Source organism: Nocardia sp. NPDC023733, assembly GCF_040639775.1.
Taxonomy (GTDB): Bacteria; Actinomycetota; Actinomycetes; order Mycobacteriales; family Mycobacteriaceae; genus Nocardia; species Nocardia rosealba.
Window position 1 is genome coordinate 578,240 of the sequence record NZ_JBFAAN010000002.1, and the last position, 23,120, is coordinate 601,359.

Sequence of the window (23,120 nt, forward strand, 5' to 3'; positions counted from 1 at the left end):
CGCCGGTTGGTCATGGCTCGCCCAGGGTTTTCCACCAGGTGGCGCCGAGCAGCATCGTCATCAGAGCGGCGCGGCTGGCCGGGATACCGCGTTCGGCGGCCACCCGCCGCGCGGCCGGGATCTGCGCTGCATGCACGCCGACACTGAGCACCACATCGATCCAGAACGCCACCCGCAGCAGCTTGGCGCGGAACGGGCGGACCACACCGAGAATCAGGAACAACCACCCGAAAACCGGGATCGCCCGCAGTGCGAGCACCGCCTCGCGGCTCGGGGCACGCGGGGGTTCGGCCCGGTGACGGCCCGGTTGGGGCACGCTCACCTGCCAGAAATCACCCTCCGTAGAGACCGCATGCAACGGACGACTGCTCACCGCACTCCCTGTCCTCGGTAGGTCACCGCCGCCGCCGTCGGCCCGCCGTCGGCGGCGACGAACAGCAGCGCACGATTGTCGTGTCCCGCCGCTCGCGCGGCGACGTAGGCACCGGTGAGGGCGGAGGTATGGGCATCACCGGCGAAGTCGTCGGTCACCACCGCCGCGACGCCCAGTTCGCGCGCCAGTTCGGAGGCGAATTCCGGCGTCGGCTTGCCGCACACCAGTACTGTATCGGCCGCGTCGAGACCGTCGGTGGTCAGTGCGTCGCGTGCGGCGATGACCGCGTGCTCGACGAGTTCGGCTGTGCCGGTGGCGAGTTCGACGGTCAGCGCGGAGCGTCCCTCGGCGCCCATCTCGGCGAGCGCGACATATCCCTGCGCGTCGGGCAGGGTGTCGCCGGCGCTCACGTGGACGTCACCGAAACCGGCCACGTCGGCCCGGTTCTCGAGGACGAACGCCGCACCGACGGGCTGGAACGGGAAGTGCGCGTCCGCGCTCATCGACGGATGCGCGTCACCGGAGACGATCACCACGTGCCCGTTGGGCAGGTCGGCCAGCAGCGAGGCGGCCACGCCGATGGCGTTCACCGGCCCGCAGGCGCCGTTCATCAGGTCGAACGACAGGCACGGCACATCGCCGGGCCGGTACTCGAGGCCCACACCGGCGGCCTGCTGGATGAGCGCCGCAACCGCCGGTTCTACCAGGTTGGCGTCGCGGTACACCCCGACATTGATGAGCGCGTCGACCTGCTCGTGCGGACAGCCCGCCGCGTCGAGCGCGGCGCGGGCGGCCTCGGCCGCCTGACCCACCGAGCTGACGCCGCCGGTGCGTGTGATTGCCGCCGAAATGATAATTCCCATACTGTCCTATACCCGAAGATCGCCCAGTGTCACCGACAAAAATCCCGCGACCACCCCGGAGGCGGCGGGCACGAGCAATACTTTCGACCCCGGCGTGATCCGGCCGTCCCGCAGCGCGTCGTGCAGAACGACGAAATGCGAAGTCGAAGCGGTGTTTCCGTACTTGTCGAGCACGGCGAGCTTGGGTGGCATCACCGAGTCGAACTCGCGCTCGGCGATCTTGTCGATCAATTCCACTGCCGGGCCGCTGAATTGGTGGTGGATCAGGTAGTCGTAGCCTTCGGCGGCGAAACTCGAGTCGCGCTCGGTGAGGAACCGCTGCTGACGCGAGGTCCACAGCAGGTACCGCGATTCGTTGTGCATCGCCCGGTTGTCGGTGTAGAGCGCAACGCCCGCGCTCCGGTCGCTCGGCATACCGAGGCACAACTTGGCGTAGGCCGCGCTGGTATTGAGTTCCACATAGTCCAGGCCGGGCCCGTCGGTGGCCTCGAGCAGCACGGCCGCGCCCGCGTCGCCGACGGTGAGCGAAGCGAACTGCGGGTCGTACTTCTCGGAGATCTCGCGGACCGCGGTGTCGGAAATCGGGGTGATGCACTCACCGGAGACCACCAGGCCGCGTTTCACCGCGCCGGAACGAATCATCCGGTCCAGCACCAGAACTCCGGTCAGCATGCCCGCGCAGGCATTGGAGACGTCGAAATGTATCGCGCGGGTGGCGCCGAGGGTGTTGCGCAGCATCAGCGCGAAAGACGGTTCGAGACAGAAGTCGGTGCCACGGGTGCGGGTGATCGAACACGAGATCACCACATCGAGGTCGGCGGCCTCGTAGCGTGAGTTGTCCAGTGCGGTGCGGGCCGCGGCCAGGGCGATGGTGAACGAGTCCTCGTCGTCACCGCGCACCCGGCGGGCCCTGACCCCGCTGACCTTCTCCAGATCCAGCGGCGCCTCGACGGCCAGCCTGCTCATCAGTTCCGTCGTGGTCAGCTCGCGGGACGGCAGGTACGCGCCGATCGCTTCGATTGTCGATCTCACCATGTGTGTCACTTCCAGCTATCGCGCGAAGGCCGGCTCCGCCACCGCGCGTCCCGCCGATCCTAGTCACAGACCTTCACTAATCGGGCCTGGTCAGCTAGATTCTGCCGGGGTGTGGAGTACTGCTCGTCGCCGTGAACTCACCCTACTAGCCGCAGGTCAGCCCTGGTTACCGGGCTTATTGCTGCTGGGACGGGTCGCGCGGCCGGTGCGCAAAGTGCCCGCACTCGGTTGGTTCGTCGCCGATCCCGTGATCGCCCGGCAGATCTACAACGACAGCACGCACTTCAGCATCGTCTCCGAGGGCGCGGCCGGGCACTGGTGGTCGCAGGTGATCGGTGACTGGGTGCAGGACCTGTTCGAAGGCCCTGGGCACACCGAATTGCGCACCAAGGTGCGTGACCTGTTCACCCTCACCCACACCGATGCCCTCGTCCGGCGGGTCATCGGTCCCGATCTGCGCGATCTGCGAGAGCGGCTGGCGGCGGGCGAGACCGTCGACATTGCGGCCCGCGCGCAGATCCTCGTCGGCCGCAGCGTCTCCGATCTGGTCGGCATGCGACCCGAGGACATCGCCGCCGCCATCGGTGGCGATCCCGACGCCGACCAGGACGCGCTGTTCCTTCGCTTGTTCCATCATGTGGAGGAGCTGGTCAACCTGGGTTTCGGCACCATGACCTCCACCACCCTCGACCCGGTCGCGGTGGCGCGGGCCAGGGAACTGGCCACCCGGCTCGCCGTGAATGTTCCCGCCGCCTACGAGCGCGCCGACCCCGACACCACCCTCGGCCGCTGCCGCGAACTCGGTCTCGCCGTCGAACACGCGGCCGGGCTGGCGATCCTCATGGCGGTCGCGGGCACCGACACCCTGGCCAGCGCCATGACCAGGATGGTCGCGATCATGCACGACAGCGACCAGCACCGCGCCCTGCTCGCCGCACCCCACCGCCTCCCCGACGCGGTCCGCGAAACCCTGCGCGTCACGAGCCCCGCCTACCTCGTCGGCCGCTCCGTCACCGCAGACGTCCGCGTCGCCGATCGCGATCTGAAAGCCGGCGACCACGTCAAGATCCTCACCTGGACCATCAACAACGCCGCGGGCGATTTCGACATCCACCGCGACTACAACCCCGAAACCCGCCAGCTCTGGTTCGGCGGCGGCCGCCACCTCTGCCTCGGCGCCCAGCTGGTCCACTCCGAACTGACCGTCCTCCTCGAATCCCTCACCGCCGCAGGCCGTCCGTGGGAGATCGTCGAGCGCCGCTACCGCCGCAAAGTCTTCATCCCCACTTACGAATCCCTGCAGATCCGGCTCACATGATCTCCGCCGAGAGGAGTGAGTGACTTCACACGGGATGTGTGCGAAAATCGCACCATGCCCGACGAGAGCGTCTGGATCGAAATCGGCGATCGCGTGCGCGAGAGCCGACTTTCGGCCGGCTTGTCCCAAGAGCAGTTGGCGCGCCGAATCTCGTCCGAACGCAGCAAGATCGCGAAGATCGAGTCCGGAACACGGCAGATCAACGCCGTGGAGCTCACCCGGTTGGCCGCCGCGTTGGGAATGCCGATCGGACATTTCTTGTACGCGCGTCCCGAGGTGATCTCACGCAGGACACCGCTGGACGAAGACACCACTTCACCGGCGGCGCGGCAGTCGTACCGAATAGAGGCGGCCCTCACGGCCTGGTTACGCGATGTCCGGGATGTTCGCGAATTGGGGTGCCTGCGATCGCCTGAACCGCTGCGATACCCGAAGAAGGTGAGCGATGCGGCCGATGCGCGGGCCGCTGCGCGCTGGGTGCGTGAGCGACTGAGTCTGGGTACGGAACCGATTTCGACGATGATGTCGGCATGTGAGAAGGCTGGCCAGCTCATCTTGGTGACCGATCTGCCAGGTGACGGCGCGTCGGTCGTCGACGACGAGCTCGCCGTTGCCGTGGTCAGCCGGAGGGGGGATCCGGGCAGGCGGCGTGCGACCGCCGCCCACGAACTTGGTCACCTGGTGCTCGGTGACGAATATTCGAGCGACCTCGGGGGAGGCGTCGCAGCCGCGAGAGGGGAACGGGAAGCTGTTGTCGACGCCTTCGCAGCGGAGTTTCTCCTGCCGATCCAGGCTCTGCGCGCGACGGCGCGCTGTGAAGACCTGCGCACCGCGCTCATCGTGAGTGCGGCCGAATATCGGACTTCGTGGACTCTGGCCGTCTGCCAAGCGGGCGTGGCAGGGCTGATAGAGCCAACCGGCCTCAAACGATGGCGCGCCGCACCGAAACCGACACGCGCGGAAATGATGCAGGCCGTTGGTTGGGCACCCCAACCGGACTTCGAAAGGGTTTGTGTTCCACCGAGTTACGCCGACGCGGTCCTGTCCGCATGGCGTGCTCGTCGGCTCACTGCCCGACGTGCGGTGGAACTGATGCACGGCCAGCTCTCGATCGAAGACCTCGGTCCGGTCGACGAGGACGTCACCGAACCATGACATCCGAACTGCGGTTGGTCTTCGACGCGACGTGTCTGAACCATTTCGCGAGGATCGACAGAATAGATGTACTCGGCCATCTTCTCGTCGGTTGTGTGTCTGCACAACGACGGAATTCGTCCGAGAAGAGCTTCGCAACGGTGTTAACCAGCATGCGTCGATTGCGTCCGCGCTCGAAGCCGACTGGTTGGGAATTGATCAGTTAGATGCCTTCGAAGCGTTGCTGGCCTTCGAACGGTGGACGCGCCGCATCGGCTCCGGAAGTCGCGATGTGGGTGAGGCGAGTGTATTCGCGGTCGCTGAACTCAACGGTGCTATCGCGATCTGTGACGACGCCGCGGCTACAAAGGTGGCCAGGCGATACGACCTCGAGACTCATGGCACCTTGTGGTTGCTCGCATGGTCCTGTCGGTTGGGAAAGTTGGGGATCGGTGAGGGGGCAGCGCTGATCGAGATGCTGGTGGACTCCGGCATGCGATTGCCGTGCAGCGGGTCCGGATCCGCACAGTGGGCGGGGCAACACGGCCTGCTGTGACACCGTCGGCAGTTCGGCATCTCAACCACTACGTCCCACCTCGGGGAGTTGTGGAGAAAGTGTGCCCTTGTGCAGGGTGTGGACGCGGGTGCATGCGACGGCGAGGAGGGCGGGGTCGTGGCTGATGAGGAGGACGCCGAGGGTGGTGGCGTGCTGGATGACCAGGCGGATGACGGCGGCGGTTGTCGCCGCGTCGAGCATGGCGGTCGGTTCGTCGAGGAGTAGGTAGCGCGGGTTCTGGGCGAGGGCGCGGGCCAGGCAGGCGCGTTGGAGCTGGCCTTCGCTGAGGGTGTGGGGGCGGCGGTCGAGGAGGTCGGGGGTGAGGCCGACCGCGGCTGCCAGGGCGGGAATATCGATGGGGCGGCGATGGATGCGGGCGGGCTCGGCGATGATCTGTGCGACGGTGAAGTGGGGGTTGGTCGCGGCGCGGGGGGATTGGAAGACCATGGCTGTGGTGCCGCGTGCGCGTCGGGGTGGTACGCCGTCGACCGTGACCCGCCCCGCAGCGGGCGTGCGAAGTCCCGCCATGGTGGCGGCGAGAGTTGTTTTGCCCGAACCGGATTCACCGGCGAGTCCGACGATCTCACCGGGTGAGATCGTCAGCGTCACGTCCTCGAGTACGGGGCTGCCGTAGCCGACAGTGATCGAATCAGCGATGAGCACCGTCGATACCTTTCCGAATCATGCGTTGCCGCAGCGGAACCAGCGCAGTGGGTCCACCCGCGTAGGGACAGATGCAGGACAGATTCGTCAGCTCCCGTGGCGGATGGGGGAGTGGGTGCAGACCGTTCTCCGGCAGCGCGGCGAGCAGATCGCGCGTGTAGTCGTGCCACGGATCCGCGAACACCTCGGCCGCGGGCCCCACCTCCATCAACCGCGAGGCGTACATGATCGCCACCGTGTCGGCGATTCCCGCCCGCAGCAGGTGGCTCAGATCGTGGGTGATGAGCAGGACGGCCGCACCCGAGTCGGCGCACTCACGCAGCAGGGCGCCGATCCGATCGGTGTGGTCGCGGTCCAGTCCGGCTGTCGGTTCGTCGGCGACGATCACCGCCGGATCACCGGCCAGCGCTGCGGCGACCGCCGCCCGCTGGGCCATTCCGCCGGACAGCTGGTGTGGATAGAGGTCCAGCGCTGCAGGTTCGAGCCCGGCTCGGCGTAGCAGGTCCGCCGGTGTGTGCGAGGTCCCCAGCGTCGCAACAGTTTCCGCAAGCTGCGAGCCGATCGTGCGAACCGGCGTGAAATGTGTACTCGCGGACTGAGGTACCAGCGCGATATGACGACCACGGTACGGTTCGACGTGGCGACGATGACGCGCCGACCATCGGGACGCGCTGCCCCTGTGTTTATCTGTGTCCCCGATTCCCGGTGTCGGTTGTGGGTTGGTGAATCGCGAAGGGCTGGAGTCAGTCCCAGCGCTCGTCGGCGAGCTCGAATCGACGTGGTCACCGAGAATATGCACGCTCCGGTCGCTCAGATCGAGACGGACAGCCCCACTCACCACCGCCGCCTGCGGCAAGACCCCCATCACCGCACTCGCGACAATCGACTTGCCACAACCGGATTCACCGACCAGCGCCGTGACCGTGCCTCCCGCGACTTCGAGCGACACCTCACTCACCGCATGCACGACAGCGCCACGTCGCACAGGAATCCGCACCGTCAGGCCTTCGATCCGCAGCCCCTTCCGAAGGTCCGCCCAGGGACTTGTGGCCGCCCCGGTCATCGCGGAATCCGAGAAGGTTTGGGCGGCATCAGAAGTCCCCGCAGCGACGACCCGGCCACAGCGACCGCAATGGTCGTCACCACCAGGAATCCCGCCGGGAACACCAACGTCCACCACCCGCCGAGCAACAGCGAACTCCGCGCCTCCTCCAATAGTGTGCCGAGACTCGGTTCGTGCGGCGGCAACCCGAACCCGAGGAACGACAGCGTCGATTCATGCCAGATCGCGTGCGGCAGAAGCAGAACCACCGCGATCAACGCTTGCGGTGCCACGGCTGGCAACAGGTGCCGGGTGAACAGATGGGTGCGTCCGGCCCCGGCAAGCACTGCGGCCGCCACATAGTCGCGTTCACGCAGGCTCAGACTCTCCGCCCGCACGATCCGCGCCACTTGAACCCAATGCGTGAGCCCGATGGACAACACCACGGCCACGGTATTGCCCCGGAACAGTGCGACGATCACGATGCCGAGCAGCAGATGCGGCAGGGCATTGGCGGTGTCGGCGAACCGCATCATCACCCGGTCGACCCACCCGCCTGCCAGCGCCGATACCGCACCGACCAGCACACCGAGCACCGTAGACACCGCCGCCGCGCACACCGCGACCACCAGCGAGGTGCGCAACGCCGCCGCGATCCGTACGAACAGCGACCGTCCCGCAGCATCGGTACCGAACCACCACTGCGCCGACGGCGCCCGCCGCGCCTCGGCGAAATCGGTGAGCCGGTCGTCGACGCCGCCGGGCCACGGCACGACCAGCGCGTAGATCAGCACGGCGACCAGCACCGCGACCGCGACGACGAGCCGCCGCCGAGCACGCTCACCCATCGGCTCGCACCCGTGGATCGAGCAGGACCACCGCGATGTCGGCGAGCAGCGAGCCGAGCAATACCGCACCCGTCGTGACGACCGTCAGCGTTGCCAGCAACGCCATATCCAGGTCTTTCGCCGATTGCACGAAGGCGCCGGCCACACCCGGCCAGGAGAAGATCTCCTCCACCAGCACCGCACCGACCACCACTTCGGGTAGCCGCGCACCGAGGATCGTGACGAACGGGGCCAGCGAGGAAGGCAGGATGTGGCGGCGGGTGATGGTCGCGGTGTCGATGCCACGCGTCACCGCGCCCACCACGAAATCCTCCCCGCGATTGGTAGCCACCGTTTCCCGCACGGCGAGCAACAACCATGGCAGCTGTGAGACCGCCAGGGCGGTGGCGGGCAACACCAGGTGCCGCGCCACCTGTCCCGCATCGACCTCGGCGCCCGCATCGGTGAGCCCCGCAGGCGGCAACCAGCCGAGCCCCACCGCGAACACCGCGATCGCGGCCAGTGACACCACGAACGGCGGCAGGCCCTGCAAGGCGACGCAGACGGCACTCACCACCCGGTCGAGCAGGCCCCCGCGCCGCATCCCCGCGACCACCCCGACGGTGAGCGCCACCGCGACTGCCACCGTCATGGCGACGGCCACCAGCAGCATCGTCCACGGAATGCGTTGGGTGAGAAGATCACCCACCGGCTGGGCGAAGCTGCGCGATACCCCGAGGTCGCCGGTGCACAGGTCGGCGGCCCACTGCGCGTAGAGCCGGTACCAGGGCACGTCGAGCCCCAATTGCCCGGCGAGCACCGCGCGATCGGCGGCGCCGGTGGTTTCGTAGCGGTCGCCGAGGTACCCGACGAGCGGGTCGAACGGTGACACCGCGGCCGCCGCGAACAGCGCCGCCGACACCGCGACCAGCACCGGAATCATCGTCAGCACCCGCCGCCGCGTCATCCGCGCGATGCCACGCCCCCTCACGAGCCGTGCGTCCAGGTCTGCAGCGACCACCACGGCCCCCACGTCACGCCGTGCGCGTGTGGTTCGAGGACCGGTCCCGACATCGTCCACCCCGAATCCTTCACCACATAGGTGTGGTCCAGATGGACGAGGAAGACGTGGCTCGGGTCCTCGGCGTAGCGGGTCTGCACCGCACGGTAGGCGGCCGCCCGGTCAGCCGGATCGAGGGTGCGCCTGGCCTTTTCGAGCAGGGCATCGATCTCGGGATCGGAGTGGCGGCTCGCATTGTCGTACGGGCTGCCCGCGCCCGGATCGACGGTGTGCAGGGTGTTGTAGGCCTGCGTATCGGGATCGAAGGGCTCGCTGCCACCGCCGAGCAGAATGCCCGCCCGTTCGATCCGGGGTTCGATCCGATCCCAGGACAACGCTTCGAGATCCACCTCCACACCGACCCGGCGAGCATCGGAGGCGAAAGCCATGGCGAGGTCACGGCGCAAGGTGTCGGTGGAGTTGTACATCACCGTGAACCGGGCTCGCACACCCTGTTTCGCGCGCACGCCGTCCGCACCGCGCGACCAGCCCGCCGCGTCGAGAATCTGCTCGGCCCGTGCCCGGTCGGACGCGAAAGATACAGCGGGATTGTGTGATTCGCCGTATACCTCCGGAATCGGGGTGTAAGCGGGGCGGCCGTATCCGCCGAGAATGTTGTCGATCATGGCCTGCCGATCGACGGCGAAATTCAGTGCGAGCCGAACAGCGGGATCGCCGGCCACCGGATCACCGGCAGGCAGGGAGACACCACGCCAATCGGCAGAGGCGTTGGCGTGCACCGACATCGGCGCGCGATCGGCGAAGGTGGCGGCCAGTAGCGGCGGCAGCGAGGTTCCGTCCAGCTCGCCGCTCGCCATCCGCTGCGCGCGGGTGTTGTCGTCGGGGACGTGGAGCACCGTGAGCCGCTTCACGGCAGGCGCACCGCCCCAATAGTTCTCGTTCGCCACGAAGACGGCCCGGGTCGGTTCGAGGGTCGTCAGCCGGTAGGGCCCGGTGCCGACCGGCTTCGTATTGAGCGCCGACTCGGTGGCGGGTCCTGGTTCGGCCATCGCCTCCGACGGCACGATCCCGATGAGCAGCTTGGTGGGGAACGCGGCATACGGATGCCGCAGCGTGAATCGCACGGTGGCGGGATCGACGGCCTCGACCCGCTCGATCATCGAGAACGACGAACGGACCTCCGAAGCCGAGGCAGGGTCGAGGATCGCGCGATAGGTGGCCACCACATCGGCCGCGTCGAACGTGGTTCCGTCGCTGAACCGCACGCCCGTGCGCAGCGGCACCGTCCACGCGGCGGCGCCAGGTTCGGCGGTCGGCAACTCGGTGGCCAGTGCGGGTGCGAAACCGGGCATCCCGGAACCACCGGTGAGCCGAAGCAGACCGTCGTAGATCTTCGCCTCGCCTGCCGCGCCGTAACCGGCGATCGGGTTGTATCCGCCCAGTTCGGCGGCATCCGCGAGGACCAGCGAATCGGTGGTCGTGGCGGTCGGCGCACCGCAGGCGGTGAGTACCAGCGCGAACGCGGCCCCCGTGGCGGTCCGAATTCGCATCATGATGTTCCTAGCTGTTTATCTGAACAGATGGACAGATGATAGTCCGGTGCCGAACACGGCGACTAAGCTGAGGGCGTTATGGGAGAGCCACGCACACTGGACGGGTCGCCGGTCGAGCTCGGCAGGCGCGCGATCGGTGATGTCGAGATCCGCGCCTGGGCGCAGCGATTCGACCTGCTCTCGGACCCCAACCGGCTGGAGATCCTGCTCTGCCTGCACCGCACCCCCGGCATCAGCGTGGGTGAGCTCGCCGCCGCGATCGGGCGCACCGAGAACGCGATCTCCCAGGCGCTACGCGTGTTGCGGCACGAGGGGTGCGTCGTATCGAGCCGGGAGGGCCGGACGGTCACCAACCGGCTCGCCGACCCGATCATCCACGAGATTCTGCACACCATCGGCGCCAAACACACCTGACGTCGATCGGCCCTGTTCGGGAGGCGATGATGGCGAAGATCCTGTTCGTGATGACCGGTGCCGACCGCTGGAGTCTCACCACCGGCGCCAAGCACTACACCGGCTACTGGGCCGCCGAATTCACCATCGCCTACCTGGCCTTCCGCGAGGCGGGACACGAGGTGCTGGTGGCGACGCCCGGTGGGGTGGTGCCACCCGTCGACCTGGGCAGCCTCGCGCCGAATGCCAACGGCGGCAACGACAAAGCGCAGGAAGTAGCCGAAACGATCAAGGGCGCGACGGCTCTCGAAAAGCCCGTCGCACTCGGCGAGATCTCCGCCGCCGACATCGACGCCCTCTACTACCCCGGCGGTTACGGGCCGATGGAAGACCTCGCAGGCAACGCCGATTCCGCCGCGCTGCTCGGCGACGCCCTCCGCGCGGACAAGCCGACGGCGCTGATCAGCCACGGCCCCGCAGCCCTGCTCGCCACCGGCGACGACTTCGCGGGCTACCGCGTGACCGCCTTCAGCAATGCCGAGGAAGACCTCAACGGGCTGGCCGACCGGGCGCGTTGGCTCCTGCAGGACCGGCTCACCGAACTCGGTGTCGACTACCGCTGCGCCGAACCCTTCGCGCCACATGTGGAATCGGATCGCTGCCTGCACACCGGCCAGAACCCCGCCTCGACCCCCGACCTCGTCGCCGTCTTCCTCGACGCGCTCAGCCGCCCGGACGCACGATCATGAGCACGACGACGGCCGTCCACAGCAGGTTGTAGATCCCCGCGAGCATCGACAGCATCCGCAGGCGTTTGCCGTCGTCGGGCTCGTCGAGTGCCTCGCGCTGCATCGGGTGGATCTGCACGGCGAGCAGGCCGCCCGCGATGGCCGTGGTGATCATGGCCGAGGTGATCCAGATTTCGTTCATCCGGCCCTGGATGGTGGCCAGGATGATCCCCACCACCGGCACGATGATCGCCAGTTTCGCGTAGTTGCCGGTGATGCGGTGCATCGCGACAGCCACCGACCGGCTGCGCACCGAATCGGGTTCGGGCGCGGCGATCGGCGCGTAGCGGGGGAAAAGACTGGTGGCGACCGCCGAGCCACCGACGAAACGATGCCCGCGAGTACATGCACCGACAGCAAGAAATGTTCCACTACCGACCTCCAGCCTTCAACATGGCTGAAGCGTAGCGCAACCTTCATGGTTGTTGAAAGTACTAGGGCGCGGCGCCCGAGAATGCCTCGAGAATCGCCGCGCCCACCTGTCGCTGGATCGGATCCGCCTCGGGACCGAAGAGCTGAATATCGACCTGCGACACCACTTCTCGTGCCGCCGCCAGCAAGCGGACCCCCTCTTCGGTGAGTTCGATCGTGGACGCCGACCCTGCCCGTGCGGTCCGGTCTCGCACCAATCCCGCCGCGACCAGCGCCTTCACCGAGGTGTGCACGCTCTGCACGCTCGTCCCTGACATCCGCGCCAGCTCGCTGAACGAGGCCCCCGGCACGCCGTTGATGTGCCCGAGCAGTCCCAACCGCGCCACCGTCAGATCCAACGGCGCCAACCCCGCTCCCAACGCCGCTTCCACCCGCCGGCACAGCGTGATCACCAGGATGCTCGGGCTCATGGTCGGCGGTCCGGGTCGCCCGTCGTCAGTGGTCATATCCCGCATTTTCCCGTACGCACACGGCTCGGCGCCCGGCGGATACCGCCGGGCGCCGAGTCTCGTGGTCGCTTACTTCAGCGCTACCCGCGCACCGTTGGAGAAGGCCGAGTCGTGGAATTCGACCGCTGCCGGGGCGGTGCCGGTCGGCACGTCGAACACCAGGACCATCGAGATCTTGTTGCCCGGATTGATCTCGGCGACGAGTTCGTCGTTGACATTGATCTCCGCCGAGGTGTCGTTGGCGAACTCGCGACCCTGATCGTCGATCAGTTTCTGGTTCGCTCCGAAGTACTGCTGGGCGACATCGCCGACAGTGGTCACCTCGACGTGCACGAGCACGAATTCGCCCTGGGCGGTCTTCTGCAGGTACGGGTTGTCGCCGACCGTGCGGACCGGCGGGTCGACCTGCGTCACCGTGAACGCGAACTTCCCGTCGCGGACCTCGGTTCCCGCGGGTGCGGCGACCGACCGTGCCTGCTCGCTCTTGGCCACCTCGTTGGCTGCCCCGCCGATGAGCGCCGCGCAGCCGCCGAAGAGGGCGAGAACCGCGAGCAGGAAGCCGCCGAGTACCCACGGCCAGACCTTGCGCTTCTTCGGCGGCTGCGGGTAGTAGGGCTGCTGCGGGGCACCGGGATTGGTGTGCTGGGGGTGGGACATGACTGGCTCCTCGTCTGGAAAAGGTCAGGTGTGATCGCGCCGGGGCGGATTGTCCGGCGTCGTGGGGATGGGGTTGCCCGGCTGGATGCCGCAGCGTGAATTTGTTGTCGCGCAATCGATTTGCGCGATAGGAGCGGTTTCTGGCCGGTTGCCGCTCCGTTGACAGGGACGCTACACCGAACATGCGTCATTGGCAACAGAAGAACAATGTTTTCAAGCTTTACGAATCTCAAATGTGTACGACAGAACGGAAAAGTAACCAGTCCATGTAAGGTTTGACCTTGACTACCTGGCCGTAGGGCCGGGGGCTGAGAGGAGACCCATGCCGGACTCGACGCCCACCGTGGCCGCCGCCGAGATCTCGCGGTTGGCAGGCGTCACTCGTGCGACCGTCAGCAATTGGCGGCGCCGCCACGCCGACTTCCCTGCGCCCGTTCCGGGTGGCTCGGAGAAACGGCCGCTGTTCGACCTCGCCGAGGTGCAGCAGTGGCTGCGCGGCCATGGCGTCACCGCCGCCGATTCCCCGGTGCAGCGGCTGCGCACCCTCTTGCGCTCGGAGGTCGCCCCCGGCGACGTCGTCGCGCTCATGGCATTCGTCGCCGACAAGCGTGCGAAAGCCGCCGATCCCGTGCGCAAGGCTATCCGCGAGGCGATCGACGAAGTCGGCGTCACCCAGACGCTCGCGGTGCTGTCCGAACGTGGCCTCGACGGGCCGAGTACCGGCGTCTACCCGACCGACCAGCCCGTGGCGGCACTCATGGCCGACCTGCTCGCCGCCGCGTCCTCACCCACGCCGAGCTCGGTGCTCGATCCCTCCTGCGGTGGCGGCACCCTGCTGCTCGAAGCCGCGCGCATCGGCGCGACCCAGCTGAACGGGCAGGACATCCTCCCGGTGCAAGCCGGCCGCACCGCGGCCGCGCTCGGCATCCTCGTCCCGCGGGCGAAGTCCGACATCCGCGCCGGTGACGCCCTGCTCGCCGACGCCTTCCCCGAGACCGAATTCGATGCCGTCATCTCGAATCCGCCCTATTCGCAACGTGATTGGGGTGCCGACGAGCTCGCGCTCGATCCACGCTGGGTGTACTCGGTGCCCCCGCGCGGCGAGTCCGAACTCGCCTGGGCGCAGCACGCCCTCGCCCACCTGCGCCCGGGCGCGACCGCGGTACTTCTCCTGCCGCCCGCCGTCGCGGCACGCTCCTCGGGCAGGCGGATCCGCATGGAACTGTTGCGGGCCGGAGCGCTGCGCGCGGTGATCGCGCTGCCGCCGGGCGCGTCGACGCCGCGTCAGGTCGGGCTGCAACTGTGGGTGCTGCGTCGGCCCGGTGTCGGTAGTCCGGGTGACACGTTGCTGTTCGCCGACACCACCCGCCTGCCGAATCGCGGGGACCAACCGGACTGGCAGCACCTGGCGACCACGGTGCTCGAGTCCTGGCGTGCGTTCGACGCCGGTGACGCGCAGGCCGCGACGGTCCCCGATGTCACCGCCGTGGTTCGGGTGATGGATGTCCTCGACGACGATGTGGATCTGACGCCCGCCCGTCAGGTGCGGGCGGCGGTCGACCCGGGCAACGCCTCGGCCGCCGCGCACACCGCGATCGGTGTGCTCGGTGACCACCTCGGCGAGCTGCGGGCGGTGGCCGAGGCTGTGCGCGAATGGAATTCGGCCCCCGGCACGGACTGGCGTTACGTGGCGGTCGGCAACCTGATCGCCGGTAAGGCGGTGCGGATCGTCAGCGCGACCACCGACCCGGCCCCCGCCGACGATGCGCGCCCGGTCCTCACGGGCCACGACCTGCTCGGCAGCCGGGACCCGTCGGGCATCACGACGCCCGGGTCGCCGGTGGGGGAGCCGATCGAAGAAGGCGATGTCCTGGTGTCGCGGCTGCGCGACGACCACGGTGCCGCCCAGGGCGCCCGCGTCGCCGAGGGTGCCGATATCGGTGCGGTTCCCGGGCCGGGCGTGCTCGTCTTCCGCACCGATCCCGCCCGCGTGGACCCCTGGTTCTTCGCGGGCTTCATCGGCAGCCCCGACAACGCGGCCGCCATGTTCGGCACCACCACCATCCGCCTCGATCCCGCGCGCCTGCGCATCCCGCTGCTGCCGATCGCCGAACAGCAACGCTACGGCGCGGCATTCCGCCGGCTGCACCAGCTCCGGGTGAGCGCCCGCACCACCGCCGACGCCGCCCGCACCGCCGCCGACCTCATCGCCACGGGCCTCACCGCGGGCGCACTGGAGCCCCCGGCGAAGTAGTCGGGGAGCCGCCGACGACATCGCTGCCAACCCCCGGCGGCGTAGTCGAGGCGGTGCCGGTCGGTGCCGGGCAGTATCGTGCTGGCGTCCGGTACCGGTATCGAGCGGGGGGTAGTGGTGGGCGAGATCGTCGACGGGCGGTACGAGATCACCGGAGTGCTCGGTGCCGGTGGGATGGGGGAGGTGCTGGCCGGCTACGACACGGTGCTCGACCGGCCCGTCGCCGTGAAGCGGATCGCGGTGCGCCAGTTCGCGTCCCGTGCCGACCTGGTCGACGAGTTCGTCGCCCGGTTCCGCCGTGAGGCCAGGGTGACGGCCCGGATCAGGCATCACGGCGTGCCCCAGGTGTTCGACGCCGTGCTCGACGCGCGGGCCGACAGCGTGTACCTGGTGATGGAACACATCGACGGCGTGACGCTGCGGGACTATCTGGCCGAGATCGGTGAGCTGCCGGTCGGCTGGGCCGTCGCGATCGCCGCGCAGATCGCGACGGTGCTGTCGTATGCCCATGTGCTGCCGGTGGTGCACCGGGACCTGAAACCGGCCAATATCGTTGTCGCACACGACGGCACGGTGAAGGTGATCGACTTCGGGATCGCGGCGCTGCTCGACGGGAGCACGGGCCGGATCACCAGAACCGGATCGGTTCTCGGCACCGCCGCCTACATGCCGCCCGAGCTGGTGAACGGGCAGGAGGCGGGACCACGCGCCGACCTGTACGCGCTGGGTTGCGTGATGCACGAGATGTTCAGCGGACGAAGAGTTTTCGAAGCCCGATCGGAGTTCGACACCCACAACCGGCATCTGTCCGACCCGCCGACACCGCTGCGCACACTGCGTCGGGACGTCCCCGCCCCGATCGAACAGCTCGTCCTCGAGCTGCTGGCCAAGGATCCGGCGCAGCGACCGTCGAGCGCGCAACTCGTCTACGAGCGGCTGCTGCCGTTCCTGCCCGCGCCGGGCGCGCCGGAGGACCCTGCCTCGCGGACCCATCCCGACCCGACGCGGCTCTTCCGCCGACCCAATCCGCCCGCCGACATCGTGGTGGAACCGCTGCCGCCCAAGCCTTCCCATGAGCTGCCCGCCGCCGGGCTTTCCGAGGCCGCCGCGCGGTATCGCGAACTGTTCGCGCTCGGTCGGGCCGCGCAGGCGGCCGACGTGCTGCTCGGCGTCGTCGACCAGGCCGAACAACGCTTCGGGCCCGACAGCCCGCAGTTGGGTGACCTGCACCGCGATATCGCCACCGCGCTCGAGCACTCCGGTGAACAACGCCGGGCGCTGGCACAGTGGCAGCGGGTCGAAGCGATCGAGGAGCCCACCGGCACCAGGGGCAGGCGGGCGCGGGTAGCCGCGATCGGTTGCCGCGCCGCGCTCGGCGAGCTCACCGCCGCGGCCGCGGTCGACGAGCTGTACCGGATGCTCGGTGAAATACGGTCGGCAGACAACGAATTCGGTGACGACGCGCTGCTGGTCCGGCTCGCGCTCGCCGAGCACCTGCCCGCCGCGGGCGACCACGCGCGGGCCGCGAGGTTCGTCGCCCGGTTACGTGACGACCTCGCGGTGCTGCGGCCACCCGACGACGCGATGCGCCGCAAAATCGAAGCGCTGGCGGCCGAACTCCGCTGCTGAGGTGCGTCCGGGGCATCCCCGGCGGAGTAAGCTGCACGCATCGCTGACAGGGGACGGTGTCGGCCGTCGGAAGTGGAGATCGTGCCGTGCAGTGGGTCGGCAGAATCGGGTGGGTCGTCGGGCTGCTGGCCGGGGCATTCGGGGTGCTGCTCGGCAGCGTCGGGTACTTCACCGGAATCGGCAACGGCAGCCCGTTCGAGATCACCCTGGCCGTGGTGTTCTTCGGGTCGGGGTGCGCGCTCGCGGGAGTGTCGATCTGGCAGCTCGTCATCGGCGACCGTCATAAAAGGCGCGGCTACCCTCGGCAAACCTGGCACACCCCGCCCGCGGGCATCCCGCATGCGGGCGGCTCGGGTTCCTCGCAGGTAGGCCCCGGCCACCCGCACGTCGGCCCGGTCGCCTCGGGCCCAGGCCATTTCGGGTCGCCACCGGCAGGCCACGCACCCGACGGACAGCCACCCGTTGGGCCCGAACCTCCGGTCACGCCGCCCAAACCCCTCCCGTACGCGGCCTACACTCCGCCTTCGGCGCCGATCGCGGCGACCGTCGCCCAGACACCCGAGTGGGTGACGAGCACCCGCAGCATCCACCACTGGCTGCCCACCGGAATTCCGTACGCGAGCGCACCGATCAGCGTGCTCGGTTCGCCCGTCGACCTCGACCGCGACAGCGCCGCGACCATCCCGGTCCGGGTGCGTGACGCGGTCCGCGAGCTCATCGCCATCGAGGGCCCGATCGAACGCGGCCGCCTGGTGACACTGGTCGCCCAACGCTTCGGCGTGCCGAAACCCTCTGAGAAACAACAGATCTGCGTGCTCGGCCAGGTCCCCGAGGAACTGGTGCGCGCGACCCCGCTCGGTGTCTTCGTCTGGCCGTCGAACGTGGACCCCGGCACCTGGCGTGGCTTCCGCTTCACCCCACCCGGCACCACCCGCCCCATCGAGACGATCTGCGGCGAGGAGATCGCGAACGCGATAACCCATGTCGCCCAGCACAACCGCCCCACCTTCGACGACCTGGTCTGGTCCACCCTCACCCAGTTCGCCCACGAACGCACCGGCATCGCCGAAGACCGCATCGAAGCCGCCCTCACCCTCGCGACCCGTCGAGGCAGACTCACCACCGACCCCGCCGGCCGCTACCGTCCGCTGTCTTGATCCGCGAAACCTGTCGGGCAGCGGCTGGATAGTGGCGGCTGAGTAACGATGCGCGGCAGCCCCGATGGAGTACGGCACATGGGTCCTGCCTTCTATCTGAAGATGTCGGTGACGCACAGCTTCGGCGTGTCGAAACCCTCTCAGAAGCAACAGATCTGCGTCATCGGACAGATCCCTGAACTCCTCGTGCGAGCGACCCCGCTCGGGGTCTTCGTCTGGCCGTCCAGCCTCGACCACGCCTCCTCACAACCGAACCCGAACGGCCGCTACCACCCCACTGTCTCGAGCCGCGAAAGCTGCCGCAGGGCAGCGGCATAATGACGGCTGTGTGTAGATATTCGCGGCGGTCGCGATGAAATACCAGAGATCTCCCTCGGTGATCGCGCTGTGGGTTTTGGCGGGTCTGTGGAGTACCGTCTGCCTGTTGGCGGCAGTGTCGTCGCTGGTCGGCTCGGAACCCGGTGCTGGTTCAGCCGTAGTCGGCTCGATCCTTTGCGGCGGCCTACCGCTCGCCGCGGTGTGGTGGCATGACTACGCGCAGGCGCATCGTCCGGTGCCACGTCCGATGATGCACCCGCGGGCTCCGCTACCCCCACCGCCGCCTCGACCGCAATTGCCGGAACGTCTTCTGCTGCCGTGGTATCGGCTCGCCAGGGCATGGGATGTGGTCGCGGAACTACAACGCCAGGGGTGGATCGACGGGAGTTCGACTCGCGGGGTTCCGCAGTCCATGAAACCGCTGCACCGATTGGCGATCGCCGACGGGATGACCGATCAACTCGGTGGTCGACGATCCGGCACGGTCACCCAGCAGATCACCTTGCTCGGCGACCTGCTGGTGGCTCTGGCCGACGAAGCGGTGGAGCATCAGGCGACCATCGGGACCGACTTCACCCCCGCGACCCTGGCGGCCGCCGCTCAGCGGCTCGCGGCGGACCGGGCGGCTTACCAGGAGTTGATGGAACTCGGCGGCGCGTGGGGCGAGCGTCCACTAGGCGGGTAAGGCGGGGGCGGTGCGGGTGTGGGTCACCTCGGGGGCGACGGTGACGATGTCGCAGGCGGCGAGGAGGGTGTGGGGGAAGTCGTCACCGAGGTGGGCCAGGCTCGGCATGACGACGGCCGCGGCGGAGGTCGCGGCGACCACGTCGAGCAGGCGGCCGAGCGGATCGGTGGTGCGGTCGCTGAAGGCCACCGTTTTGGTGAAGCGGTAGCCGAGGCGTTCGGCTAGGGATCGGATCTGCGTTTCGTCCCAGGACTGGGCGACACCCGAGATGTCGCGGCGCAGGTATCCGATCGCCGGTGGCTTCATGGGCATGACCGTACCGGCGCGGAGTGTCGCAGTCGTGAACGCGAGCGAACGCGAGTCGAATTCGCAATCCGACCGAGACCCATTCGCGCGCTGATCGAGTGCTACCACGCCTCATTGGAGATCAGCGCGGTGAGCAACTGGCGGATCGCGGCGACCCGTCGCTCGACACCGGGCAGCTGATCGAGGGCGCATTCGGGGTCGGCGGGCGGCCCGAGGTGGGTGCAGCCGCGCGGGCAGTCCTCGATGGCATCGGCGAGATCGGTGAACGAGGCGATCACGTCGTCGGGCGTGATGTGGGCCAGACCGAACGACCGCACACCCGGTGTGTCGATCACCCAGCCCCCACGGGGCAGCGGCAGCGCCACCGACTGGGTGGAGGTGTGTTTGCCCTTACCCACGCCGGACACCTCGCCGACCGCCCGATAGGCGTCGGGCACAAGGCGATTCACCATCGTCGACTTGCCGACCCCGGAATGCCCGATGAGCGCGGTGAGCCGGTCGCGCAAGATCTCGACCACCGGTTCGATGGGGTCGTCGATCCCCGCGTACAGGATCTTCAGGTCCAAACCCTCGAAGGCCGAAGCGAATTCGGACTCGGCCACCAGGTCACGCTTGGTGAGCACCAGGATCGGTTCCAGCCCACCGGCATACGCGGCGACCATGGTCCGTTCCACGAATCCCGTGCGCGGCGGCGGATCGGCCAGGGCGACGACGATGAACAACTGCTCGGCATTGGCGACGACGATCCGCTCGAACGGATCGGTGTCGTCGGCGGTGCGCCGCAACACCGTTCGCCGATCGGCGACCCGGACGATCCGGGCAAGACTGTCGGGCTTGCCGGTGAGATCACCGACGACGCCCACCCGGTCGCCGACGACGATCGGGGTGCGGCCGAGCTCACGGGCCCGCATGGCGACGATGCGCCGGTCGGGGTCACCGTCGAGGACACACCCCCACCGGCCACGGTCGACCGCGACGACCATGGCGTCCTCGGCGTCGTTGTGCTGCGGCCGGGTCTTGGTACGCGGGCGGGAGGAGGCCTTGCCGGGACGAATCCGCACATCGGATTCGTCGTAGCTGGCCGCGGTGCGTCCTCGGCGACTCAGCGCGCCACTCCTTCACCCGATAACGCCGGCGCGAGCATCTGCTCCCACAGCGCGACGAAAGTCGGCAGGGTCTTGGCGGTGGTGCCGATGTCCTCGATCTCGATACCGGGCACCCGCAGGCCGAGAATCGCACCGGCGGTGGCCATCCGGTGATCGGCGTAGGAATGCCACTGCCCGCCGTGCAGCGGGGCGGGCACGATCTCCAGCCCGTCGGCGGTCTCGGTGACATTGCCGCCGAGCCGGTTGATCTCGGCGGAAAGCGCTGCCAGACGGTCGGTTTCGTGCCCACGCAGGTGGGCGATGCCGCGCAGCACCGACGGCGAGTCGGCCAGCGCGGCGAGCGCGGCGACGGTGGGGGTGAGCTCGCCGACGTCGTGCAGGTCGATATCGATGCCGGCCAGCCGTTCCGGCCCGCGCACGGTGAGGATCCCGTCGAAGACGCGAGCCTCGGCGCCCATGCGGACCAGGATCTCGCGGATCACGTCACCGGGCTGGGTGGTGCCGCGCGGCCACATCGGCACGCTCACCTCGCCGCCGGTGACCGCGGCCGCCGCCAGGAACGGCGTCGCATTGGACAGGTCGGGTTCGATCTCCCAGTCGACGGCGCGGATCGGGCCGGGCGCCACCGTCCAGGTCTGCGCGCCGCGCACGTCGCTCGGGGTGGTGACGGCGACATCGGCGCGGCGCAGCATCTCCACCGTCATCTCGATGTGCGGCATCGACGGCAGCACACCACCGCTGTGGTTGACGGTGATGCCCTGCTCGAAACGGGCGGCCGAGAGCAACAGGCCGGACACGAACTGCGAGGACCCGGAGGCGTCGATGGTGACCTCACCGCCGCGCAGCGTCCCGCTGCCGTGCACCACGAACGGCAGCGCGTCTCCCTCGATGTCGAGGCCGAGGCTGCGCAGCGCGTCGAGGATGGTCGACAGTGGCCGGTGCCTGGCCTGCTCGTCGCCGAAGAAGGCGACATCGCCGGTGGCCAGGGCGGCGGCGGGCGGCAGGAACCGCATGATGGTTCCCGCGAGGCCGCAGTCCACGGCAGCACTGTGCAGCGGTGCGGGGGTGACCTCGAGGGTCTCGGCGTCGCCGACGATCTCGGTGCCGAGGGCGCGCAGGGCGGCGATCATCAGGTCGGTGTCGCGGCTGCGCAGGGCACCGGTGAGGGTGGACGGCCCATCGGCCAGTGCGGCGAGGATGAGCGCGCGATTGGTGATGGATTTCGAACCGGGCAGGGTCACGGTCGCGTGGACGGGGACCTCGATGTGGGGCGCTGGCCAGAAACTCACCCGCCCATCCTCTCTCATGTGCGGTCCGGACACACGGGTGGCGTAGGAATTCGCGTCGCCGCGTCGGCCGAATTTGTCGGACTCCGGTGCCACCATGGTTCTCATGTGCGGACGATATGCGACTACGACCAACCCCGGTCGCCTGGCGGCCGAGCTCGACGCGGTCGACGAAACCGATCTCGACAACCCCGACGAGACGGTGAGCTACAACGTGGCGCCCACCAGCCAGGTGCTCACCGTGGTCGAACGCCACGAGCACGACCATCCCGACGACGATCCGCGCCTGCGGATCCGCCGGATGCGCTGGGGGCTGATCCCGCACTGGACCAAGGCGGCCGAGCCGGGTGTTCCGGCCAAGGGCAAACCGCTGTTCAACGCCAGGGCCGACAAGATCGTCACGGCACCGTCGTTCCGTGACTCGGCCAAGTCCAAGCGGTGCCTCGTCCCCATGGACGGCTGGTACGAGTGGCTCGTCGAACCCGCTCCGACCGGCAAGGGCAAGGCGGTCAAGAAGCCGTTCTTCATGTCCCACGCCGACGGTTCGCAGATCTACATGGCCGGACTCTGGTCGGTGTGGCGCGACCGGAGCAAGCCCGACGCGCAACCGCTGATGTCGTGCACCATCCTCACCACCGACGCGGTGGGCGAGCTGGCCCGCATCCACGACCGCATGCCCTTACCGATGCCGCGTGAGCACTGGGACGCCTGGCTGGACCCGGATCATCCGGCACCCGCCGAGTTGCTCGGCGGGCCTGCCGCGGACGAGGTGGCGAATATCGTCGCGCGACCGGTGTCAACGTTGGTGAACAACGTGCGCAACAACGGCCCCGAACTGCTGGTTCCCGACGAAGAGGCCGGGCAGACCACACTGCTGTGATCGTGCCCGGCCGCCAGGAAACTCAGAGTGGGCAGGGCACCGAATCGGTGGCGATGTTCAGACCGCACTTGATGGCGCCGGTGACCAGGTCGATGATCTCGGTGGCAAGTCCGCCGCCGAGGTTCTCTGTCTTCTCGGCCTGCTCGTTGTTCTCGGCTCCCGGCGCGTTCTTCGGGCTGGTGCCCTGGCCGTTGAGCGGGTAGTCGCCGGGTTCGGTCGGTGCGGACGGCGCCACCGGTGGGATCGCCGCGGCGGGAACGGCGGCCTCCGCGGCGCCGAAGCCGAGTATCAGGGCGAGGGACAGGGTGGCGATCGTCGAGCGAGTGGACATTTTTCGCATCACATCCTCGGGTCGAATCGGTCGTACCGGGCGCGGAATGCGTCGGTAGTGGATT

The 23,120-nt window shown here is 68.5% G+C and carries 25 protein-coding genes; 10 read left to right on the forward strand and 15 right to left on the reverse strand.

Annotation, left to right across the window (positions count from 1 at the left end):
- Positions 1–10: 10 nt before the first annotated feature.
- The 3 genes from AB0F86_RS14110 to AB0F86_RS14120 are packed head-to-tail and all read right to left on the reverse strand — an operon-like array spanning position 11 to position 2,271.
- Positions 11–373: a hypothetical protein gene (locus tag AB0F86_RS14110; protein ID WP_356985738.1), complete on the reverse strand. Its 363-nt coding sequence runs from the start codon at positions 371–373 to the stop codon at positions 11–13.
- Positions 370–1,236 (reverse strand): hypothetical protein, encoded by an 867-nt coding sequence (locus AB0F86_RS14115; RefSeq protein WP_225278893.1) that lies wholly within the window; start codon positions 1,234–1,236, stop codon positions 370–372. The genes AB0F86_RS14110 and AB0F86_RS14115 overlap by 4 nt, the downstream gene beginning before the upstream one ends.
- A gap of 6 nt (positions 1,237–1,242) precedes the next feature.
- Positions 1,243–2,271 (reverse strand): 3-oxoacyl-[acyl-carrier-protein] synthase III C-terminal domain-containing protein, encoded by a 1,029-nt coding sequence (locus AB0F86_RS14120; protein ID WP_356985740.1) that lies wholly within the window; start codon positions 2,269–2,271, stop codon positions 1,243–1,245.
- A 214-nt stretch (positions 2,272–2,485) separates the two neighbouring features.
- On the opposite strand from AB0F86_RS14120, the gene AB0F86_RS14125 reads away from it, so the two are divergent.
- The 3 genes from AB0F86_RS14125 to AB0F86_RS14135 all read left to right on the forward strand — a co-directional run bounded on the left by AB0F86_RS14125 (position 2,486) and on the right by AB0F86_RS14135 (position 5,279).
- Entirely contained in the window at positions 2,486–3,589 is a 1,104-nt protein-coding gene (locus AB0F86_RS14125; RefSeq protein WP_356985742.1) for a cytochrome P450, read from the forward strand.
- Between the two features lie 54 nt (positions 3,590–3,643).
- The gene (locus tag AB0F86_RS14130) at positions 3,644–4,744 is read left to right on the forward strand and encodes a helix-turn-helix domain-containing protein (protein WP_356985744.1); all 1,101 of its coding nucleotides are present in this window, start codon (positions 3,644–3,646) and stop codon (positions 4,742–4,744) included.
- 187 nt (positions 4,745–4,931) lie between these two features.
- Entirely contained in the window at positions 4,932–5,279 is a 348-nt protein-coding gene (locus tag AB0F86_RS14135) for a hypothetical protein (RefSeq protein WP_356985746.1), read from the forward strand.
- A 21-nt stretch (positions 5,280–5,300) separates the two neighbouring features.
- Here the strand turns inward: AB0F86_RS14135 and AB0F86_RS14140 are convergent, their stop codons facing one another.
- From AB0F86_RS14140 to AB0F86_RS14160, 5 genes are read right to left on the reverse strand one after another with little or no spacing between them, the layout of a single operon-like run.
- Positions 5,301–5,942 carry a dipeptide/oligopeptide/nickel ABC transporter ATP-binding protein gene (locus tag AB0F86_RS14140; RefSeq protein WP_356985748.1) on the reverse strand — a complete coding sequence of 214 codons (642 nt, stop codon included), beginning with the start codon at positions 5,940–5,942 and terminating at the stop codon, positions 5,301–5,303.
- Positions 5,929–7,005, reverse strand: coding sequence for an ATP-binding cassette domain-containing protein (locus AB0F86_RS14145; protein ID WP_356985750.1), 1,077 nt, complete (start codon positions 7,003–7,005; stop codon positions 5,929–5,931). The genes AB0F86_RS14140 and AB0F86_RS14145 overlap by 14 nt, the downstream gene beginning before the upstream one ends.
- Positions 7,002–7,832 (reverse strand): ABC transporter permease, encoded by an 831-nt coding sequence (locus tag AB0F86_RS14150; RefSeq protein ID WP_356985752.1) that lies wholly within the window; start codon positions 7,830–7,832, stop codon positions 7,002–7,004. Before AB0F86_RS14150 ends, AB0F86_RS14145 begins: the two co-directional genes overlap by 4 nt.
- The gene (locus AB0F86_RS14155; RefSeq protein ID WP_356985814.1) at positions 7,825–8,778 is read right to left on the reverse strand and encodes an ABC transporter permease; all 954 of its coding nucleotides are present in this window, start codon (positions 8,776–8,778) and stop codon (positions 7,825–7,827) included. Before AB0F86_RS14155 ends, AB0F86_RS14150 begins: the two co-directional genes overlap by 8 nt.
- A gap of 20 nt (positions 8,779–8,798) precedes the next feature.
- The gene (locus AB0F86_RS14160; protein ID WP_356985753.1) at positions 8,799–10,382 is read right to left on the reverse strand and encodes an ABC transporter substrate-binding protein; all 1,584 of its coding nucleotides are present in this window, start codon (positions 10,380–10,382) and stop codon (positions 8,799–8,801) included.
- Positions 10,383–10,463: 81 nt separating this feature from the next.
- On the opposite strand from AB0F86_RS14160, the gene AB0F86_RS14165 reads away from it, so the two are divergent.
- Positions 10,464–10,799 carry a metalloregulator ArsR/SmtB family transcription factor gene (locus AB0F86_RS14165; RefSeq protein WP_181700308.1) on the forward strand — a complete coding sequence of 112 codons (336 nt, stop codon included), beginning with the start codon at positions 10,464–10,466 and terminating at the stop codon, positions 10,797–10,799.
- Positions 10,800–10,828: 29 nt separating this feature from the next.
- On the forward strand, positions 10,829–11,527 hold the full coding sequence (locus AB0F86_RS14170; RefSeq protein WP_356985756.1) for a type 1 glutamine amidotransferase domain-containing protein: 699 nt from the start codon (positions 10,829–10,831) through the stop codon (positions 11,525–11,527).
- Here the strand turns inward: AB0F86_RS14170 and AB0F86_RS14175 are convergent.
- The 3 genes from AB0F86_RS14175 to AB0F86_RS14185 all read right to left on the reverse strand — a co-directional run bounded on the left by AB0F86_RS14175 (position 11,502) and on the right by AB0F86_RS14185 (position 13,104).
- Complete coding sequence (locus AB0F86_RS14175; protein WP_356985758.1) at positions 11,502–11,804, reverse strand: hypothetical protein; 303 nt, start codon at positions 11,802–11,804, stop codon at positions 11,502–11,504. The genes AB0F86_RS14170 and AB0F86_RS14175 overlap by 26 nt on opposite strands.
- 196 nt (positions 11,805–12,000) lie before the next feature.
- On the reverse strand, positions 12,001–12,444 hold the full coding sequence (locus AB0F86_RS14180; RefSeq protein ID WP_225278902.1) for a MarR family winged helix-turn-helix transcriptional regulator: 444 nt from the start codon (positions 12,442–12,444) through the stop codon (positions 12,001–12,003).
- Positions 12,445–12,516: 72 nt separating this feature from the next.
- Positions 12,517–13,104: a DUF4352 domain-containing protein gene (locus tag AB0F86_RS14185; protein ID WP_356985760.1), complete on the reverse strand. Its 588-nt coding sequence runs from the start codon at positions 13,102–13,104 to the stop codon at positions 12,517–12,519.
- A 322-nt stretch (positions 13,105–13,426) separates the two neighbouring features.
- Between AB0F86_RS14185 and AB0F86_RS14190 the strand changes: the two genes are divergently transcribed.
- From AB0F86_RS14190 to AB0F86_RS14205, 4 genes are all read left to right on the forward strand, one after another.
- The gene (locus AB0F86_RS14190) at positions 13,427–15,358 is read left to right on the forward strand and encodes an N-6 DNA methylase (protein ID WP_356985762.1); all 1,932 of its coding nucleotides are present in this window, start codon (positions 13,427–13,429) and stop codon (positions 15,356–15,358) included.
- 63 nt (positions 15,359–15,421) lie between these two features.
- Entirely contained in the window at positions 15,422–16,987 is a 1,566-nt protein-coding gene (locus AB0F86_RS14195) for a serine/threonine-protein kinase (RefSeq protein WP_356985764.1), read from the forward strand.
- A gap of 86 nt (positions 16,988–17,073) precedes the next feature.
- On the forward strand, positions 17,074–18,144 hold the full coding sequence (locus AB0F86_RS14200) for a hypothetical protein (protein WP_356985765.1): 1,071 nt from the start codon (positions 17,074–17,076) through the stop codon (positions 18,142–18,144).
- 424 nt (positions 18,145–18,568) lie between these two features.
- Entirely contained in the window at positions 18,569–19,147 is a 579-nt protein-coding gene (locus AB0F86_RS14205; protein ID WP_357171678.1) for a hypothetical protein, read from the forward strand.
- Here the strand turns inward: AB0F86_RS14205 and AB0F86_RS14210 are convergent.
- The 3 genes from AB0F86_RS14210 to aroA form a co-directional block, all read right to left on the reverse strand.
- Complete coding sequence (locus AB0F86_RS14210) at positions 19,136–19,453, reverse strand: hypothetical protein (protein ID WP_225278907.1); 318 nt, start codon at positions 19,451–19,453, stop codon at positions 19,136–19,138. The two genes, AB0F86_RS14205 and AB0F86_RS14210, sit on opposite strands and share 12 nt — an antisense overlap.
- Positions 19,454–19,554: 101 nt before the next feature.
- Entirely contained in the window at positions 19,555–20,559 is a 1,005-nt protein-coding gene (gene rsgA / locus AB0F86_RS14215) for a ribosome small subunit-dependent GTPase A (RefSeq protein WP_356985815.1), read from the reverse strand.
- Positions 20,556–21,866: a 3-phosphoshikimate 1-carboxyvinyltransferase gene (gene aroA, locus AB0F86_RS14220; protein WP_356985816.1), complete on the reverse strand. Its 1,311-nt coding sequence runs from the start codon at positions 21,864–21,866 to the stop codon at positions 20,556–20,558. Before aroA ends, rsgA begins: the two co-directional genes overlap by 4 nt.
- Before the next feature lie 85 nt (positions 21,867–21,951).
- Between aroA and AB0F86_RS14225 the strand changes: the two genes are divergently transcribed.
- Complete coding sequence (locus AB0F86_RS14225; protein ID WP_356985769.1) at positions 21,952–22,725, forward strand: SOS response-associated peptidase; 774 nt, start codon at positions 21,952–21,954, stop codon at positions 22,723–22,725.
- Positions 22,726–22,747: 22 nt separating this feature from the next.
- Here the strand turns inward: AB0F86_RS14225 and AB0F86_RS14230 are convergent, their stop codons facing one another.
- Positions 22,748–23,056: a hypothetical protein gene (locus tag AB0F86_RS14230; protein WP_067491456.1), complete on the reverse strand. Its 309-nt coding sequence runs from the start codon at positions 23,054–23,056 to the stop codon at positions 22,748–22,750.
- Between the last annotated feature and the right edge of the window lie 64 nt (positions 23,057–23,120).

Excerpts from the sequence above, each read along its gene's own strand:
- AB0F86_RS14165 (WP_181700308.1), top strand. The coding sequence starts at position 10,464 with ATGGGAGAGCCACGCACACTGGACGGGTCGCCGGTCGAGCTCGGCAGG.
- AB0F86_RS14190 (WP_356985762.1), top strand. The coding sequence starts at position 13,427 with ATGCCGGACTCGACGCCCACCGTGGCCGCCGCCGAGATCTCGCGGTTG.
- AB0F86_RS14225 (WP_356985769.1), top strand. The coding sequence starts at position 21,952 with ATGTGCGGACGATATGCGACTACGACCAACCCCGGTCGCCTGGCGGCC.
- AB0F86_RS14145 (WP_356985750.1), bottom strand. The coding sequence starts at position 7,005 with ATGACCGGGGCGGCCACAAGTCCCTGGGCGGACCTTCGGAAGGGGCTG.
- AB0F86_RS14115 (WP_225278893.1), bottom strand. The coding sequence starts at position 1,236 with ATGGGAATTATCATTTCGGCGGCAATCACACGCACCGGCGGCGTCAGC.
- AB0F86_RS14170 (WP_356985756.1), top strand. The coding sequence starts at position 10,829 with ATGGCGAAGATCCTGTTCGTGATGACCGGTGCCGACCGCTGGAGTCTC.
- AB0F86_RS14160 (WP_356985753.1), bottom strand. The coding sequence starts at position 10,382 with ATGCGAATTCGGACCGCCACGGGGGCCGCGTTCGCGCTGGTACTCACC.
- AB0F86_RS14210 (WP_225278907.1), bottom strand. The coding sequence starts at position 19,453 with ATGAAGCCACCGGCGATCGGATACCTGCGCCGCGACATCTCGGGTGTC.
- AB0F86_RS14150 (WP_356985752.1), bottom strand. The coding sequence starts at position 7,832 with ATGGGTGAGCGTGCTCGGCGGCGGCTCGTCGTCGCGGTCGCGGTGCTG.
- AB0F86_RS14185 (WP_356985760.1), bottom strand. The coding sequence starts at position 13,104 with ATGTCCCACCCCCAGCACACCAATCCCGGTGCCCCGCAGCAGCCCTAC.
- AB0F86_RS14230 (WP_067491456.1), bottom strand. The coding sequence starts at position 23,056 with ATGTCCACTCGCTCGACGATCGCCACCCTGTCCCTCGCCCTGATACTC.
- AB0F86_RS14120 (WP_356985740.1), bottom strand. The coding sequence starts at position 2,271 with ATGGTGAGATCGACAATCGAAGCGATCGGCGCGTACCTGCCGTCCCGC.
- AB0F86_RS14180 (WP_225278902.1), bottom strand. The coding sequence starts at position 12,444 with ATGACCACTGACGACGGGCGACCCGGACCGCCGACCATGAGCCCGAGC.
- aroA (WP_356985816.1), bottom strand. The coding sequence starts at position 21,866 with ATGAGAGAGGATGGGCGGGTGAGTTTCTGGCCAGCGCCCCACATCGAG.
- AB0F86_RS14155 (WP_356985814.1), bottom strand. The coding sequence starts at position 8,778 with ATGACGCGGCGGCGGGTGCTGACGATGATTCCGGTGCTGGTCGCGGTG.
- AB0F86_RS14130 (WP_356985744.1), top strand. The coding sequence starts at position 3,644 with ATGCCCGACGAGAGCGTCTGGATCGAAATCGGCGATCGCGTGCGCGAG.